This window comes from Aeromonas taiwanensis (genome assembly GCF_000820165.1).
Lineage (GTDB): Bacteria > Pseudomonadota > Gammaproteobacteria > Enterobacterales > Aeromonadaceae > Aeromonas > Aeromonas taiwanensis.
The window spans coordinates 1-16618 of sequence record NZ_CDDD01000104.1 but is presented as its reverse complement, the minus strand read 5'-3'; the positions used below and the strand labels follow the sequence as shown (position 1 = coordinate 16618).

Genomic DNA, 16618 nt, shown 5'->3' with positions numbered 1-16618 from the left:
TTGATGTCGGGGACCAGAACTGGGACAGAACATGGTATCGCCCGGGCTCCCTGCACCACTGAAGGGGTTAAGCAATGAGTGAGCGCTATATCGGACTGATGTCAGGCACCAGCATGGATGGCATTGACGCCGTGCTGGTACTGATCGAGGGGGATGAACTGCGGGTCGAAGCGGCCCTCAGCCACCCCTGGCTCACCGTTCACGAGCTGCACGCCCTCTGTACCCCGGGGGACAACGAGATCGATCGCATGGGGGTGGCCGACAACCTGGTCGCCCGCGAGTTTGCCGCCGCCACTCAGGCCCTGCTCGCCAAGGCCGGCCTCGTGCCTGCCGATATTCGTGCCATCGGCAGCCACGGCCAGACCATACGTCACCGCCCCCAGCTCGGCTTTACCCTGCAGATCGGCAACGCGGCTCTGCTGGCGGCCTTGACCGGCATCGATGTGGTGGCCGATTTTCGCACCATGGACATGGCCCTCGGCGGCCAGGGGGCCCCACTCGTGCCCGCCTTCCATCAGGCCTTCTTCGCCCGTCCCGGTGCCCTGCGGGTGGTGCTGAACCTCGGCGGCATCGCCAATATCTCGGTGTTGCCGGGCCAGGCGGATGGCGTCTATGGCTTTGATACCGGCCCGGCCAATACCCTGCTCGACGGCTGGTATCGCCGCCACCACCCCAAGGGTGCCAGCTACGATGCCGGCGGTCAGTGGGCCGCCAGCGGCAAGCTGCTCCCTGCGCTGCTGGAGCAGCTGCTGGCTCACCCCTACTTCGCCGCCCCCCACCCCAAGAGCACGGGGCGCGAGATGTTTACCCTCGACTGGCTCGATGGCGAGCTGGCCGGTCACGCTCATGCCCCGGCAGATGTGCAGCGCACCCTGCAGGCGCTCACCTGCCACAGCATCGCCCGCCAGCTGCCCGCACTGGCGGATGCGCAGAGCCGGCCCGAGCTCTATGTCTGCGGCGGCGGCGCCCATAACGCGCCGCTGCTGGCGGAGCTCGCCACCCTGCTGCCCCGCTGGCGCATCGCCAACACGGCCGAGCTGGGGATAGCCCCCGACTGGATGGAAGGGGCGGCCTTTGCCTGGCTGGCACAGCGCTTTATCCACCGCCAGCCCGGCAACCTGCCGGCCGTCACCGGTGCCAGCCGCCCCGCCGTGCTGGGCGCCCTCTATCCCGCCTGAGCCATGCCTGGTCCAGACCCAATAGAGCAGGGCCGTCACTCGACGGCCCTGCTCTTTAATTACCTGCCTGTTCTGCCCGCCCCTCTTGCAAGGGCGTGATGCTATCGACGGCCCACCGCCTCCAGCAGGGTGGTGGCGGCCAGCTTGCCGAGGGGATTGCCCGCCAGCGGGCTGTCACCGGTCAGCAGATTGCGATCCCGACACACCTCCCCCGAGATGCCGCTGTTGACTATCTCGAACCCCATCCCCTTGAGCCGCTCGCCAAAACGCCAGGTGAGGTGGCCCGGCATGTAGCCGATCGCCGGGGTCTGCGCATCCAGCTCGTCGGGGAAGGCGCAGATCTTGTAGCCGGCAAAGGTCTGCGGATTGGCCACCGCCAGCAGGGCCGCCGGCCCATGGCACAGGGTGATGATGAAGCGCTCGTTGGCCATGGCCCACTCCAGCAGCGCCTTCATCTCGCGGCTCTCGGGCAGTCCCATCAGGGCACCGTGCCCGCCGGGGATAAACACGCCGAGATAATCTGAATCGGGGGCCTGCACCCGCGCCAGCAGATCGGCCAGTCTGGCCGGCTGACGAAACTGCTTCTGGTATTTGCCATAGAGCCCCACGACCGCCTCATCCTCCGTCGGCATGGCCCACCACTCGAACTTGACCGGGTTACCCGACAGGGTGGCGATGTCAAAGGCAAAACCGGCCTTGTCGAGGTGATACATGGGCAGCAGGGTTTCGACCGGATGGTTGCCGGTAGAGAACAGGGTGCCGTTGTCGGTGGGCAGGTAGCGCTCATCGGCCCCGATCAGCAGGATCTTCCAGCGGCCGCCACGGTAAGGCGCGGGATAGTCGGCCCCCTCAAGGTCCGACGTGGTCGAGGTGAACTGGCTCAATGAATAGGGTGAGGGGAAAAAGGCATTCTGTTCAGCCGGATCCGGGGTCGGCTGCTTGTCGTCGTTCGGCTTGTCGGTCATGGGACTGCTCTCCATCCTGGGTTGACTCGCTCACACAGTATTGACCGTCGGGGGCCTGGCAACCGGGAGCCATCCCTCACTCCTGCCATTCTCCGACGCCCTCTGCCGGTGCTGTCAGGGTGCATTCGCGCCGCTGAAAATATATGGCATAACCCGGGCGGCAACCTGACTGGCTTGCCACGGCAACAGGCGATAAACGGCCCCGCTTCTTGCCATGTCGATTTGCTGCCATGCAGAGGGGCTGAATGTTATTTCAATGCAGGCAAGGCAGCCCCAAAAGGCATATTTTTGCCATCATGAAAAGCCCCCCGACAGACCTGAAAATAAATAGCTATGCAAAACAGAGTGAATAACCTGCATTTACATCAGGGGGATTAACCTGTTATTCACACGCTGTAACCGCAATCGGTAAAAATAAGAGGTCATCTGCCTCCGAACGGACATAAAAACGGGACCACCGTCACCTTTAATTGTGATCCCCGCCATGAATTGAATAGCAAAATGAATATATTTCACTCTGTTGAGCCACCTCATAGAAACCGGATCCCGGTTTGCATCCCCGGATAATCGCCCCCTAGAATCCCCCTGTCTGAAATATCAAGCCAATGTTTCTCCATCGTCCGTTCGCCCGCGCTGGCAACGCCGAATTCAGGCTCGACACAGTGATGGCCATGTTTCCTTTTCCCCATCGTGTTACGCCGGGTACGGGCAACGGTTGCCGCCAGAAAACGAGCCGGATTCGCCGCCAGTCAGGTGCCCGGCAATGCAGAAAAGAGTGGCCTGACCCTACATCAAAAACGAAAAAGGAGTATCGCCATGAGTGGTACCATCATCAAATCCGCCAGAAATACCCCCAACGCCCCGCAGGATCTGGGCCCCTATACCCAGAGCGTGGCCTTCTCCCACTACAACAATATTGCCGCCCAGCTCCCCGTCGATCCCAGGACGGGCAAGCTGATCGAGGGGGATATCCAGGCCCAGGCCAGGCAGTGTCTCACCAATATCCAGGCCATCGTCCAGAGCATCGGCCACGGCATGGAGGACATGGTGAAGGTGACCCTGTTCCTGACGGATATCGCCGATCTGGAGGCAGTCAACGCCGTCTATCGCGAGTTCTTCCCCCACCATCTGCCGACCCGCACCGTGCTCGCCGTCGCCGCCCTGCCGCTGGATGCCAGGGTGCAGATGGACGCCCTGCTCTCCAACGGCGAAGGCACCTTCCCCCAGGCTCCCTGCCCCCTGCTCAAGCTTGCCAGAAGCTGCGATCGCGCCCCGCAGGATCCGCTCTCCAGCCAGACGGTCGCCTTCTCCCACTACAACAATATCGGTGCCCAGCTGCCCATCGACCCCGTCTCCGGCACCCTGATTGGCGGCGGTATCCGCGAGCAAGCGGCCCAGTGCCTGCACAACATCAAGGCGGTGCTGGAGGGGATCGACGTACCCTTTGACGACATCGTCAAGGTCACCGTCTACCTGGCCAACCTGGCGGATCTCGACGCGGTCAACGAGGTCTACACCACCTTCTTCCCGGATTCCGCCATCGCCCGCGCCGTCGCCTACCTGCCGGCCCGCAGCGTGATCGCGGCCTCTGCCCTGCCGCTCGGTGCACGGGTACAGATGGATGTAGTCATCTCCCACGGCGACGGCACCCCGCCCCAGCTGGTGGAAGACAGGCACAACCTGGTGATCCGTGCCCGCAATACCGACAAGGCACCGCGCAGCCCCCTGCACACCCAGACCGTCGCCTTCTCCCACTACAACCATATCGCCGGCCAGCTGCCGGTCGACATGGCCACCGGCAAGATCCTGACCGGCTGCGTTAAAGAGCAGACCGCCCAGTGCCTCGGCCATATCAAGACCATCGTGGAGAGCATCGGCCATGTGATGGACGATATCGTCAAGGTCAATATTCAGGTGAAGAACATCGCGGATTTGGCGGAGGTGGATGCCATCTACACCAAGTACTTCCCGGCCTATCTGCCCGCCCGCACCGTGATTGGCGTGAGCGAGCTACCCGCCGGCGCCCTGGTGCAGATGGATGCGGTGATGTCCAATGCCGAAAGTACCCCGCCGCAGGCGTAACACGCTGCTTTAACCATAAAAAGACACCGGCCTAGGCCGGTGTCTTTTTATCTGGCATCCACCTTGTCCCTAAGGCCAAGGAGCCACGATCCCTATCCAAGGAATTGTTTAAGCTCAGCCTCTTTCAATTTAAAGGCCTCATACTCCAGTGCCGTTCTGCCCTTGGCGACAGTGATCCATTGCACACCGGTTTCATCGGTGTGTTTAAACTCCAGCCTGAAGACGCACCTTGCACTGGAGATAAAGGCCATCGCAGCCCCCAACAGAAACGCGACTGTGGGGAGAAATAGCGTCATGCCCTTTCCCTGCGCTTCCGTCGGAATAAAATAGAAGAGAATGCTGGATGTGATCAGTCCAAGCAATAACATATTGGTCACTTTATCCTTCCAGGTAAGTACCTTCACCTGCACATCAGAAATACGGTTCACATCATACGAGTCAGAATTTATATGTAGTTTTCTCTCTGACCTATCAATCACTATAGAACAAGCCATTATTAACATCCCATCCTTGCAAGAAACTATATACGGCCTGATTTATAATTAATAACTTATGACCATCATAATATTATAAAGATGCCACAAAAAAATAATGCTGCTGCATTGGATACAGAGCGGTCGGCCTTTATACGCATATCACATCATGCATGGCACCATATGAAACCATACATTACGAACTGTGCAAAGAAATAAAGATGGCTCAAGCATGCACGCTGGTGAAGCTGGATGATATGTCCAAGATTGGCGATGCATTCCGATGACGAATTTCAAATAGTATAAAAAACGCCCCCCATCTTGCGATGGAGGGCGTTTTATTTTCCGGCTATTGGGCCTGCGCGGCCCAATGGTCAGTGATTACAGGGGCTATTACAGGGATTCAGCGGTCGCAACCACGTTTTCCACGGTAAAGCCGAATTCCTTGAACAGCAGCTCGGCCGGTGCGGACTCACCGAAGGTGCGCATGCCGATGATCTTGCCGCCAAAGCCCACGTACTTGTACCAGTAGTCGGCAATGCCCGCTTCGATGGCCACACGCTTGGTGACGGCGGCCGGCAGGACGGAGGCCTTGTACTCGGCGGACTGGGCGTCGAACACGTCGGTGGACGGGATGGAGACCACGCGCACGGCACGGCCCTTGGCAGTCAGCTGCTCATAGGCAGCCACGGCCAGTTCCACTTCGGAACCGGTGGCGATCAGGATCAGTTCCGGGGTACCGGCGCAATCCTTCAGCACGTAACCACCCTTGGCGGCATCGGCCAGTTGCTGGGCGGTGCGGTCCATCTGGGCCAGGTTCTGACGGGAGAAGATCAGAGAGGTCGGGCCGTCGGTGCGCTCGATGGCGTGTTTCCAGGCGATGGCGGACTCTACCTGGTCACAGGGACGCCAGGTGCTCATGTTCGGGGTCAGACGCAGGGAGGCGATCTGCTCGACCGGCTGGTGAGTCGGGCCATCTTCACCCAGACCGATGGAGTCGTGGGTGTAGACGAAGATGGCGCGCTGCTTCATCAGGGCGGCCATGCGCAGGGCGTTGCGGGCGTACTCCATGAACATCAGGAAGGTAGCGCCGTAGGGGATGAAACCACCGTGCAGGGCGATGCCGTTCATGATGGCGGACATGCCGAACTCGCGCACGCCATAGTGGATGTAGTTGCCTGCGGCGCTCTCGGGAGTCAGGGACTTGGAGCCGGACCACATGGTCAGGTTGGACGGAGCCAGGTCGGCGGAGCCGCCCATGAATTCCGGCAGCAGCTTGCCGAAGGCTTCCAGGGAGTTCTGGGACGCTTTACGGGTCGCGATCTTGGCCGGGTTGGCCTGCAGGGTTTCGATGATCTTGGCGGATTCAGCAGCCCAGTTGGCCGGCAGCTCGCCTGCGGTGCGGCGCTTGAATTCGGCAGCCAGGGCCGGGTGAGCGGCTTCATAGGCGGCGAACTTGGCAGCCCAGTCGGATTCGAGCTTGGCGCCCTTCTCCTGACCGTTCCACTCGGCGGCGATGTCGGACGGGATGACGAACGGCGCGTGGTCCCACTTCAGGAAGGCACGGGCGGCGGCGATCTCGTCGTTGCCCAGCGGTGCGCCGTGGCAGTCGTGGGAGCCGGACTTGTTCGGGGAACCGTAACCGATGATGGTGCGGCAGCAGATCAGGGTCGGCTTGCCGGTCTCGGCCTTGGCGGCTTCGATGGCAGCGTTGATGGCTTCCGGGTTGTGACCGTCGACGGCCGGGATGACGTGCCAGCCGTAGGCCTCGAAGCGCTTGGGAGTGTCGTCGGTGAACCAGCCTTCCACGTGGCCGTCGATGGAGATGCCGTTGTCATCCCAGAACGCGATCAGCTTGCCCAGGCCCAGGGTGCCGGCCAGGGAGCAGGCTTCGTGGGAGATGCCTTCCATCAGGCAGCCGTCGCCCATAAAGGCGTAGGTGTAGTGGTCAACGATGTCGTGACCCGGCTGATTGAACTGCTCGGCCATGGCCTTCTCGGCGATCGCCATGCCCACGGCGTTGGTGATGCCCTGACCCAGCGGACCCGTGGTGGTCTCGACGCCCGGCGCATAACCGTACTCCGGGTGACCCGGGGTGCGAGAGTGCAGTTGGCGGAAGTTTTTCAGATCGTCGATGGAGAGGTCATAACCGGAGAGGTGCAGCAGGGAGTACAGCAGCATGGAGCCGTGGCCGTTGGAGAGAATGAAACGGTCGCGGTCGGCCCACTTGGGGTTGTTCGGGTTATGTTTCAGGTGGCTGCGCCACAGCACTTCAGCGATATCCGCCATTCCCATGGGGGCGCCCGGGTGACCGGAGTTGGCTTTTTGAACGGCATCCATACTCAATGCACGAATGGCATTGGCAAGCTCTTTACGAGAAGGCATCTGTATCTCCTGCGATTGCTTCATTTGATGGCCAAGATTAAGGCGCGTTATTGTCCCAGCAGGGGGCGCGGGGTGCAAATATTATCTGGGTGAATAAAGTGGCTTTGAGAGCACAATCGCTTTTCTGCTGCGGGAAAACGATTCAGCCTGCCCCCTCCCTTACCCCCATGGAGGTGGATCCACCCCGAACCTTGGCCCGGTCGGCTCCAATCCTAAATAGTGCTGGCAATCACAGGGTGACCTCACTAAAATAGACGTCCAGATGTAGATACCTCTACAGTCATCCTGTCATTATCCGGTTATGGCCGAGGCGATAACCCCACTACGAATTGAGAACCAAACATGGCAAAGCTGTTTACTTCCGAGTCGGTCTCCGAAGGCCATCCCGATAAAATCGCCGACCAGATCTCCGATGCGGTGCTGGACGCCATCCTGGAGCAGGACACCAAGGCGCGCGTCGCCTGTGAAACCCTGGTCAAGACCGGCATGGTGATGGTCGCCGGCGAAGTGACCACCTCTGCCTGGGTCGACATCGAACAGATCGTGCGCGACACCGTGCGCGAGATCGGCTACACCCACTCCGACATGGGCTTCGACGCCGACTCCTGCGCCGTGCTGAACGCCATCGGCAAACAGTCCCCGGACATCAACCAGGGCGTCGACCGTACCGACCCGCTGGAGCAAGGTGCCGGTGACCAGGGCCTGATGTTCGGCTACGCCACCAACGAAACCGACGTGCTGATGCCCGCGCCCATCACCTACTCCCACCTGCTGGTGAAGCGTCAGGCCGAAGTGCGTAAAAACGGCACCCTGCCGTGGCTGCGTCCGGACGCCAAGAGCCAGCTGACCTTCGCCTACGACGACGCAGGCAAGATCCTGGGCGTGGACGCCGTGGTCCTCTCCACCCAGCATTGCGACTCCATCAGCCACAGCGACCTGGTGGAAGCGGTGCGCGAAGAGATCATCAAGCCGGTGCTGCCGGCAGAGTGGATCAACAAGGACACCAAGTACTTCATCAACCCGACCGGCCGTTTCGTCATCGGCGGCCCCATGGGTGACTGCGGTCTGACCGGTCGCAAGATCATCGTCGACACCTACGGCGGCATGGCCCGTCACGGTGGTGGCGCCTTCTCCGGCAAAGACCCGTCCAAGGTTGACCGCTCCGCTGCCTACGCCGCCCGCTACGTGGCCAAGAACATCGTCGCCGCCGGCCTGGCCGATCGCTGTGAAGTGCAGGTCTCCTACGCCATCGGCGTGGCCGAGCCGACCTCAATCAGCGTCGAGACCTTCGGTACCGGCAAGGTGGCCGAGGAGCTGCTGGTCAAGCTGGTGCGCGAGTTCTTCGAACTGCGCCCGTACGGCCTCATCGAGATGCTGGATCTGAAGCGCCCGATCTACCAGGCAACCGCCGCTTACGGCCACTTCGGCCGCGACGAGTTCCCCTGGGAGAAGACCGACAAGGCCGAGCTGCTGCGCGCTGCCGCCGGCCTGTAAGGCACGCTGTCGTGATGAAAGGGGAGCCAGGCTCCCCTTTTGCTTGTCCGCCATCTGCCGAGAACCCGATGCCCGCCATCCCAGCCCAGCTTGAATCCCTGTTGCATCAATGCGTCGATGCGTGCTTCGCCCAGGCCGAAGCCCGTCTCGGCCGCCCCTTCCCGCGCCCGCAGATCCACTGCAACATGCGGGGCCGGGCGGCAGGGTCGGCGCGGCTGCAGACCTGGGAGCTGCGCTTCAACCCCGCCCTCTATCAGGCCAACCAGCAGGCCTTTCTGGCCGAGGTGGTGCCCCACGAGGTGGCCCACCTGCTGGTCTATGCCCTGTGGGGAGAGGGTCGTGGCAAGAGCCGGGTGCTGCCCCACGGCCGCCAGTGGCAATCGGTGATGCGGGAAGTGTTCGGCCTTGAGCCCAGGACCACCCACAGCTTCGATCTCGGCGTGCTGGCCCAGCGCACCTTCGTTTACGCCTGCGCCTGCCAGCAACATCCCCTCTCGGTGCGCCGCCACAACAAGGTAATGCGCGGCGAGGCCCGCTATCACTGCCGTCGCTGCCGCCAGCCCCTGGTGTGGCAGCGCGACGCCCCGGCGGATTGAGTCACCCCGTGTCGCGCACCTGTGATAGTGTGCGCATCTTCTTCACTCAACTGTCTCATTGCCAAGGATATTCATGTTTCGCCCTCTGCTCTCCCTCTGCCTGGCCCTGCTGGTCAGCGCCCCGGCCCTTGCCGACAACATCCAGACCTTCCGCGCCGCCAAGCAGGACTTGAACAAGCTCTACCAGAGCCATCCCACTACCTTCTATTGCGGCTGCAACATCAAGTTCAGCGGCAAGAAGATGGCCCCCGACTGGGAGAGCTGCGGCTACCTGCCACGCAAGCAGGCCGAGCGCGCCGCCCGCATCGAGTGGGAGCACGTGGTGCCCGCCTGGGAGTTCGGCCACCAGCTGCAGTGCTGGCAGGACGGGGGCCGCAAGAACTGCGGCAAGAGCGACGAGTTCAACAGGATGGAGGGGGACATGCACAACCTCTTCCCCGCCATCGGCGAGGTGAACGGCGATCGGGCGAACTTCCGCTTCTCCGACTGGAACGGCAAACCGAACCAGTACGGCAAGTGCCAGATGCTGGTGGACTTCAAGGATCGCCAGGTGCAGCCGCCCAAGGGGCCGGTGCGCGGCCAGATCGCCCGTGCCTATCTCTACATGAGCCAGCAGTACGGGCTGCGTCTCGCCGCCCAACAGCGTAAACTCTTCGAAGCCTGGGATCGCCTGTACCCGGCCGATCGCTGGGAGTGCGAGCGCAACCGCCGCATCGGCAAGCTGCAGGGCAATACCAATCCCTTCATTGAAAAGCAGTGCCAATAACCCCATCTGGGAGACAAGGGAGTGAATCTCCCTTTTCCCGAACAAGAGACTGATATTGAGCCATGCGCATCCCACGTATCTATGAACCGGCCCCCCTGCAGGCGGGCCAGACCCTCGCCCTGTCGGAAGACGGTGCCAACCACATCGGCCGGGTACTGCGCATGCAGCCGGGCCAGCAGCTCGAACTGTTCAACGGCGACGGCCACCAGTACCCCGCCACCATCGCCGCCGTCGGCAAGAAGTCGGTGGAGGTGCGCATCGACGGCTGCGAGCCGCGCTCGGTGGAGTCGCCGCTCGCCATCCATCTGGGCCAGGTGATCAGCCGCGGCGACAAGATGGACTTCACCATCCAGAAATCCGTGGAGCTCGGCGTCACCTGCATCACCCCGCTCTTCTCCGAGCGCTGCGGCGTCAAGCTGCCGGCAGACCGGCTGGAGAAGAAGCGCGAGCAGTGGCAGAAGGTGGTGATCAGTGCCTGCGAACAGTGCGGCCGCAATACCGTGCCCGAGGTGCGCATGCCCATGGAGCTGGACGCCTGGCTGGCGGAAGAGACCAACGAGCTCAAGCTCAACCTGCACCCGCGCGCGCCCTACAGCATCAATACCCTGCCGGTGCCGGAGCACGGCGTGCGCCTGCTGATCGGCCCGGAAGGGGGCTTGTCCAGCGACGAGATCGCCCGTACCGTGCAGGAAGACTTCAAGGAGATGCTGCTGGGGCCGCGGGTGCTGCGCACCGAAACCGCCGCCCTGACCGCCATCACGGCGCTTCAGTGCCGCTTCGGCGATCTGGCCTGACACAGGTCTTGCTCATCTAAAACGCAATCGAGCCACCAGAAGGAATCTCGGATGACCATCAAACTCGGCATCGTGATGGACCCCATCTCGTCCATCAACATCAAGAAAGACTCCAGCTTCGCCATGCTCGAAGAGGCGCAGAAGCGCGGCTACGAGCTCTTCTATCTGGAGATGAAGGATCTCTACATGCAGGCTGGCCGGGCGTTTGGCACCATGCGCCCGCTGACGGTCAAGCATGACTACGCCCACTGGTTCACCCTGGGCGAGGTGGTCGATCAGCCCCTCTCCAATCTGGACGTGATCCTGATGCGCAAGGATCCGCCGTTCGACACCGAGTTCATCTACGCCACCTACATGCTGGAGCGCGCCGAGGACGAGGGCTGCCTCATCGTCAACAAGCCACAGAGCCTGCGCGACGCCAACGAGAAGCTCTACACCGCCTGGTTCGCCGAGCACACCCCGACCACCCTGGTGACCCGCCGTGCCGACAAGCTGCGCGCCTTCCACGCCGAGCACAGGGACGTCATCCTGAAGCCCCTGGACGGCATGGGTGGCGCCTCCATCTTCCGCATGAAGGAGGATGACGCCAACGTCGGCGTCATCATCGAGACATTGACCGAGCACGGCCAGCGCTACTGCATGGCCCAGACCTATCTGCCGGCCATCAAGGATGGCGACAAGCGGGTGCTGGTGGTGGATGGCGAGCCGGTCCCCTACTGCCTGGCGCGCATCCCGGCCCAGGGCGAGACCCGCGGCAACCTGGCCGCCGGCGGCCGTGGCGAGGCGCGTCCCCTGAGCGAGGCGGACTGGGCCATCGCCCGCGCGGTGGGGCCGACCCTGAAGGAGAAGGGGCTCATCTTCGTCGGGCTCGACATCATTGGCGATCGCCTGACCGAGATCAACGTCACCAGTCCGACCTGCATCCGCGAGATCGAGGCGGCCTTCCCGGTGCACATCACCGGCATGCTGATGGACGCCATCGAGCGCCGCCTGGGGCGCTGAACAGCTCTTCCCGGCAGGGAAGAGGAGTACGCAGGGGCCTTTTGGCCCCTTTCGTTCTCTTTACCGGGACTGGGCCCGGCTCAACGCCAGGGCCGTAAAAAGCGGTTTTGCCCGCCGCCATCAACTGCCATAATCACCCCAATACCTTTGTACGCTTTGAGATCCATGCGCTCCATGCACTCTATGCAAACACTGCAAAACCACTTCCTGCTCGCCATGCCGAGCCTCACGGACGCCTACTTCCAGCGCTCCCTCGTCTACCTGTGCGAACACAACAGCGAAGGGGCCATGGGGCTGGTGGTCAACATCCCGGTCGACATGACCCTGGACAACATGCTGGCCAAGCTCAAGCTGAGCCCGCCCGATACGACCGAGATGAAGCAGCCGGTGTTGCAGGGCGGCCCGGTGCATGCCGATCGCGGCTTCGTGCTGCACAGCTTCAGACCCGGCTTCAACTCCACCCTGCAGGTGAGCGACGAGATGATGGTCACCACCTCCAAGGACATCCTCGAGACCCTGGGCACCGACGACGCGCCGAGCCACTGGCTGGTCGCCCTGGGCTATGCAGGCTGGAGCGCCGGTCAGCTCGAGCAGGAGCTGGCGGACGGCTCCTGGCTGGTGATCCCTCCCAACCCCAAGCTGGTCTTTGACACCCCCATCCACCAGCGCTGGCAGCAGGCCGCCGCCAGCATAGGCGTCAATCCCCTGCACCTCTCCAGCCAGGTGGGGCACAGCTAGTCCCGGAGCGCTTGCGTCCAGGGGCGCGGTTGCAGCGCCCCTCCTTTACCCCATTTCGAGGAAATCCCCATGTCATCACGCAGCATCATGGGCTTTGATTACGGCACCAAGAGCATTGGTGTCGCCATCGGCCAGGAGCTCACGGGCAGCGCCCGTCCCCTTCGTTCCCTCAAGGCCAACGACGGCATTCCCAACTGGGACGAGATAGAGAAGCTGCTCAAGGAGTGGCAACCGGATCTGCTCATCGTCGGCCTGCCGCTCAACATGGACGGCACCGATCAGGAGATCACGGTGCGGGCCCGCAAGTTCGGCAACCGTCTGCACGGCCGTTTCGGCAAGCCGGTGGAGTTCAAGGACGAGCGGCTCACCACCACGGACGCCCGCGCCCGCCTGTTCGAGCGCGGCGGCTACAAGGCGCTGGACAAGGGGAGCGTGGATGGCGTCTCCGCCCAGCTCATCGTCGAAGCCTGGATGGAAGAGCAGTACGACTGACAGGGCGTGCTGACAGGAACCCACGAGAGGGCGGCCATTCGCGCAATGGACCGCCCTCTTTCATCTCACTCGGCCAGCTTGGTCAGGATGGCGTGGGCCGCCTTGATGCGGGCCTCGTTGGGATAGTTGCGATTGGCCAGCATGACGATGCCGATCCCCTTGGCCGGCACGAAAGCCACATAGGCGCCAAAGCCGTTGGTCGAGCCGGTCTTGTTGAAGAGCACAGGGTGTCCCGCCGCCGCGGGCGCAGGCGCCGCCGGGTTGGCCTCGAGGATCATCCGGGTCGCATTGCCCCCGAGCAGGGCCGCTTCGCTGATGGGGTAGGCGTAGCGCTCCCAGCCGAGCCCCTGGGTCATCTCCCCCACCGCGTACTGGCCCTGGTGGGTCAGGTCGATGGCCTGCTGCATGGCTCCGTCTTCCACCCCGCTGATGTTGGCCTTCACAAAGCGCAACAGATCCGCCGAGCTGGTCTTGATACCGTAGGCCTCGTCCGCCAGCATGCCGGGAGTGACCCGGATGGGCTTGTCCTCCTTCGAGTAGCCGTAGGCGTAGTGCCCCATGGCCTGCTGGGGCACATCGAGATAGGTGTGGTGCAGACCAAGCCCCGGCAGGACCGTCTGCTCCATCAGGCGCTCAAACGGCTGCTTCATGCTGCTCGCCGCCAGATAACCGAACAGGCCGATGCTGGGGTTGGAGTACTGGCGATGGGATCCCGGCGAGTAGACAGGGGTCCACTGACGGTAGTACTCCTGCATCTTCTCGTGTGAATCCACCTCTTCGGGGAATTGCAGCGGCAGGCCTCCGGCACTGTAAGTGGCCAGCTCCCCCATGGTGATGTCGTCAAAGGCGTAGCCCTTGAGCCAGGGAGCGTGCAGGCTCACCTTGTCATCCAGGGCCATCGCCCCCTGCACCACGGCATAGGCCCCCAGGGTCGCGGTCAGGGTCTTGCTGACCGACCCTATCTCGAACAGGGTCAGCTCGCTGACGGGAATCCCTCTCTCCCGATCGGCCATGCCGTAGTTGAAGTAGCGGGCCCGGCCATCCTTGACCACGGCCACCGCCATGCCCGGGATCCTGTGCTCCTTGATCAGGGGACGGATGACCCCGCCCACCATCCCATCCAGCGGATCCACGGAGGAGGCCAGGGAAAGAGGAGACATCAGCAGGGTCCCGAGGGCAAGCAGAGGCAGGGTTGTCGTGCGTTTCATGGCAAGTTCTCAATATATTCAGGAGGCGCCAGCCTAACCGCTCAGCGTGTGCCAGGCATGAACCCGGGTGAAGTCTGTGTGAAGTCGGCTCTCTAAACCAGCCTGTTTCAATGAGTTATCTTCTTGGTTCCCCCCTTGCCCTGCAGCTGGCGTATAAGCTGTATGGGCGGCAACGAAGAGGGGATACGCCCGTGCAGACACAACCACTGATCACCCGGCTGCTGACGGCCCTGGAGCAGGTGATCCTCGGCAAGCCGCTGCAGCTCAGGGTAGCCCTGGTCACCCTGCTGGCCCGTGGCCACCTGCTGATCGAGGATCTGCCCGGCATGGGCAAGACCACCCTGGCCCACGCCCTGGCCCAGGTACTGGGTCTCGATTGCCGGCGTGTGCAGTTCACCGCCGATCTGCTGCCCGCCGACCTGCTGGGGCTGCAGATCTTCGACAAGGCCGAGCAGCAGTTTCGTTTTCACCCCGGCCCAGTCTTCACCCAGGTGCTGCTGGCCGACGAGATCAACCGCGCCAGCCCCAAGGTGCAGAGCGCCCTGCTGGAGGCCATGGCCGAGCACAGGGTGAGCATGGAGGGGCAGAGCTATCCGCTCCCCTCCCCCTTCTTCGTCATCGCCACCCAGAACCCGGCGGATCAGGCGGGCACCTACCCCCTGCCAGAGTCCCAGCTCGACCGCTTCGCCGTGCGCCTGTCGCTGGGTTTTCCCTCGCCGGAGGCCGAACGCCGGCTGCTGCGCGGTGCCAGCCAGCCCCTCACCCTGAGCCGCCAGCTGGACACCGCCTCCCTGGCCACCCTGCAGGCCGAAGCGGAGGAAATCCACCTCTCCGAGGCCACCCTCGACTACCTGCTGGCGCTGGTCCACCAGAGCCGCATCGATGAAGAGTTGCCCCAGCCCCTCTCCCCCCGGGCTGCCCGCACCCTGCTGGCGGTCAGCCGCGCCTGGGCTCTGGTGGCGGGGCGCCGCTTCGTGACGACAGAGGATGTGCAGGCCGTCTTCCCCTACGTGGCCGAGCACAGGCTCCGGGGGAGCTTCGGCGTGCAGCGCGGCGAGGCCTGCCCCCTGAGCCAGCGCCTGCTGGCCCGGGTCGATCCGGATCGCCCCTGATGGGCTGGCGGCAACGCAGGGCGTTGTGGCAGCGGCGCTGGCTGGCCCGCCGCATTCCCCCCGCCCGCCACATTACCCTGGGGCCGCGCAGCCTGTTCATCCTGCCCACTCGCCTGGGACTTGGCTACCTGCTGGTGATGATCGCCATCTACCTGCTCGGCACCAACTACCAGAACAACCTGGTGATGCTGGTTGCCTACTGCCTCGCCAGCCTGTTCATGGTCGCCATGTGGCTCACCCATCGCAACCTGCTTGGGCTCTCCCTGTTCGGCGGCCCCATGGCCCTCGGCGAGGCGGGCCAGTCCCTGCCCATCCGGGTGACGGTACACGCACGCCGCCCGGCCCGGGCACTGCTGCTGACCCTGAACGAGGGAACCCTCTGGCTGGCCCAGGCCGACTCGGCCCCTGACAGTTTGCTGCTGGCGATCAAGGGAGGCAGGCGCGGCCGGGTGGCCTTGAGCAGGCTGCGGGTGGAGAGCCGCTATCCTCTGGGGCTGTTTCGCTGCTGGTCGCTGCTGGATCTGCAACTGGAGGCCTGGCTCGCGCCCGCCCCCCTTCATGGGAACCTGCTCGCGGGCTCGTCACAGGGGGAACGAGAAGGCCGGGGACAGGCTATGCCGGCCACCCTGGGAGACTTTGACGCCCTGCGGCCCCATCGCCCGGGAGAACCGCCGAGCCGGATCGCCTGGAAACAGCTCGCCCAGGGACGCGGCCTTCTGATCAAGCAGTTCGAAGAGCCCCTGCTGGATGATTCCCACCTCTCCCTCTCCCGGGTCGGCGGTCAGGATCTCGAAGCTCGGCTGGCGGTGCTGGCCTGGTGGTGCGCCGACTATGCGAGGCGGGGCCTTCCCTTCACCCTGACCCTGGCGGGCCAGACCCTCGGCCCCGAGAGCGGACCGGCCTTCCTCCAGCGTTGCCGACTGGCGCTGGCACGCCTTGGCGACAGGGGGGAGACGACGGCAGAGAGGGGGACTGATGCTGCTCGATAACCGTCGCCTGCTGCCCCTCATCGCCTTGCAGCAGCTGCTGCTGGCCACGGCGCTCTGGCCCCAGTTGCAGCTCTGGGTGCTGGCCGTGGGTGCGCTCACCCTGAGTGCGCGCGCCATGATGCTGTGGCGGGGCTGGCGCCCGCCCCCCGCCCCCCACCTGGCTGTTTTTGGCCTCCCCGGCCTTCTGATCCTCGGGGGGGGAAGGGGGGGGGGCCCGCCCCCCCCCCCCCCCCCCCACCCTCCCCTCGCTCGGGTCGGGCCGGCCGGGGGGGGGGGGAGGCGGGGGGGGGGGGCGACGAGCGGGGGGCTGCGGCCGCCCTTCCTCTCCCCCCCCGCGGCGGGGG

General features: G+C 63.6%; 15 protein-coding genes and 1 pseudogene. 12 read left to right on the top strand and 4 right to left on the bottom strand.

All coding sequences use genetic code 11. The annotated features are described in order from the left end of the window. The first annotated feature begins 74 nt into the window (after window positions 1–74). Window positions 75–1178, top strand: coding sequence for an anhydro-N-acetylmuramic acid kinase (locus tag BN1136_RS18995; RefSeq protein WP_043809079.1), 1104 nt, complete (start codon window positions 75–77; stop codon window positions 1176–1178). 101 nt (window positions 1179–1279) lie between these two features. Here the strand turns inward: BN1136_RS18995 and hchA are convergent, their stop codons facing one another. Then, window positions 1280–2143 carry a glyoxalase III HchA gene (hchA, locus tag BN1136_RS18990; RefSeq protein WP_043762034.1) on the bottom strand — a complete coding sequence of 288 codons (864 nt, stop codon included), beginning with the start codon at window positions 2141–2143 and terminating at the stop codon, window positions 1280–1282. An 816-nt stretch (window positions 2144–2959) separates the two neighbouring features. Here hchA and BN1136_RS18985 point away from each other — a divergent pair. After that, window positions 2960–4225: a RidA family protein gene (locus BN1136_RS18985; RefSeq protein WP_043809077.1), complete on the top strand. Its 1266-nt coding sequence runs from the start codon at window positions 2960–2962 to the stop codon at window positions 4223–4225. Window positions 4226–4317: 92 nt separating this feature from the next. On the opposite strand, the gene BN1136_RS18980 is transcribed toward BN1136_RS18985, so the two are convergent. Together BN1136_RS18980 and tkt are read right to left on the bottom strand one after the other, a co-directional pair. Then, window positions 4318–4593, bottom strand: a complete 276-nt coding sequence (locus BN1136_RS18980; RefSeq protein WP_043762040.1) for a hypothetical protein — start codon at window positions 4591–4593, stop codon at window positions 4318–4320. 498 nt (window positions 4594–5091) lie between these two features. Further along, window positions 5092–7083, bottom strand: a complete 1992-nt coding sequence (gene tkt / locus BN1136_RS18975) for a transketolase (protein ID WP_043809075.1) — start codon at window positions 7081–7083, stop codon at window positions 5092–5094. Between the two features lie 342 nt (window positions 7084–7425). Here tkt and metK point away from each other — a divergent pair, with 342 nt between their 5' ends. From metK to ruvX, 7 genes are all read left to right on the top strand, one after another. Continuing rightward, on the top strand, window positions 7426–8577 hold the full coding sequence (gene metK / locus BN1136_RS18970; RefSeq protein ID WP_043762042.1) for a methionine adenosyltransferase: 1152 nt from the start codon (window positions 7426–7428) through the stop codon (window positions 8575–8577). Between the two features lie 68 nt (window positions 8578–8645). Then, entirely contained in the window at window positions 8646–9173 is a 528-nt protein-coding gene (locus BN1136_RS18965) for a SprT family zinc-dependent metalloprotease (RefSeq protein ID WP_043762043.1), read from the top strand. Between the two features lie 73 nt (window positions 9174–9246). Beyond that, window positions 9247–9939 carry an endonuclease gene (locus BN1136_RS18960; RefSeq protein WP_043762044.1) on the top strand — a complete coding sequence of 231 codons (693 nt, stop codon included), beginning with the start codon at window positions 9247–9249 and terminating at the stop codon, window positions 9937–9939. 62 nt (window positions 9940–10001) lie between these two features. After that, a complete protein-coding gene (gene rsmE / locus BN1136_RS18955; protein WP_043762045.1) occupies window positions 10002–10733 on the top strand; it encodes a 16S rRNA (uracil(1498)-N(3))-methyltransferase in 732 nt (243 codons plus the stop codon). A gap of 51 nt (window positions 10734–10784) precedes the next feature. After that, entirely contained in the window at window positions 10785–11735 is a 951-nt protein-coding gene (gene gshB, locus BN1136_RS18950; protein ID WP_043762046.1) for a glutathione synthase, read from the top strand. Window positions 11736–11918: 183 nt separating this feature from the next. After that, window positions 11919–12473, top strand: a complete 555-nt coding sequence (locus BN1136_RS18945) for a YqgE/AlgH family protein (RefSeq protein ID WP_043762047.1) — start codon at window positions 11919–11921, stop codon at window positions 12471–12473. A 69-nt stretch (window positions 12474–12542) separates the two neighbouring features. Further along, complete coding sequence (gene ruvX / locus BN1136_RS18940; protein ID WP_043762048.1) at window positions 12543–12965, top strand: Holliday junction resolvase RuvX; 423 nt, start codon at window positions 12543–12545, stop codon at window positions 12963–12965. A gap of 65 nt (window positions 12966–13030) precedes the next feature. Here ruvX and ampC read toward each other — a convergent pair whose 3' ends face one another. Continuing rightward, entirely contained in the window at window positions 13031–14173 is a 1143-nt protein-coding gene (ampC, locus tag BN1136_RS18935) for an FOX/MOX family class C beta-lactamase (protein WP_043762049.1), read from the bottom strand. A 191-nt stretch (window positions 14174–14364) separates the two neighbouring features. Here ampC and BN1136_RS18930 point away from each other — a divergent pair, with 191 nt between their 5' ends. The 3 genes and pseudogenes from BN1136_RS18930 to BN1136_RS20555 form a co-directional block, all read left to right on the top strand. Beyond that, window positions 14365–15285, top strand: a complete 921-nt coding sequence (locus tag BN1136_RS18930; protein WP_043762051.1) for an AAA family ATPase — start codon at window positions 14365–14367, stop codon at window positions 15283–15285. After that, the gene (locus BN1136_RS18925) at window positions 15285–16274 is read left to right on the top strand and encodes a DUF58 domain-containing protein (protein WP_043762053.1); all 990 of its coding nucleotides are present in this window, start codon (window positions 15285–15287) and stop codon (window positions 16272–16274) included. The genes BN1136_RS18930 and BN1136_RS18925 overlap by 1 nt, the downstream gene beginning before the upstream one ends. Further along, window positions 16261–16618: pseudogene (locus BN1136_RS20555) on the top strand (hypothetical protein); the annotation flags it as partial. The gene BN1136_RS18925 and the pseudogene BN1136_RS20555, both read left to right, overlap by 14 nt.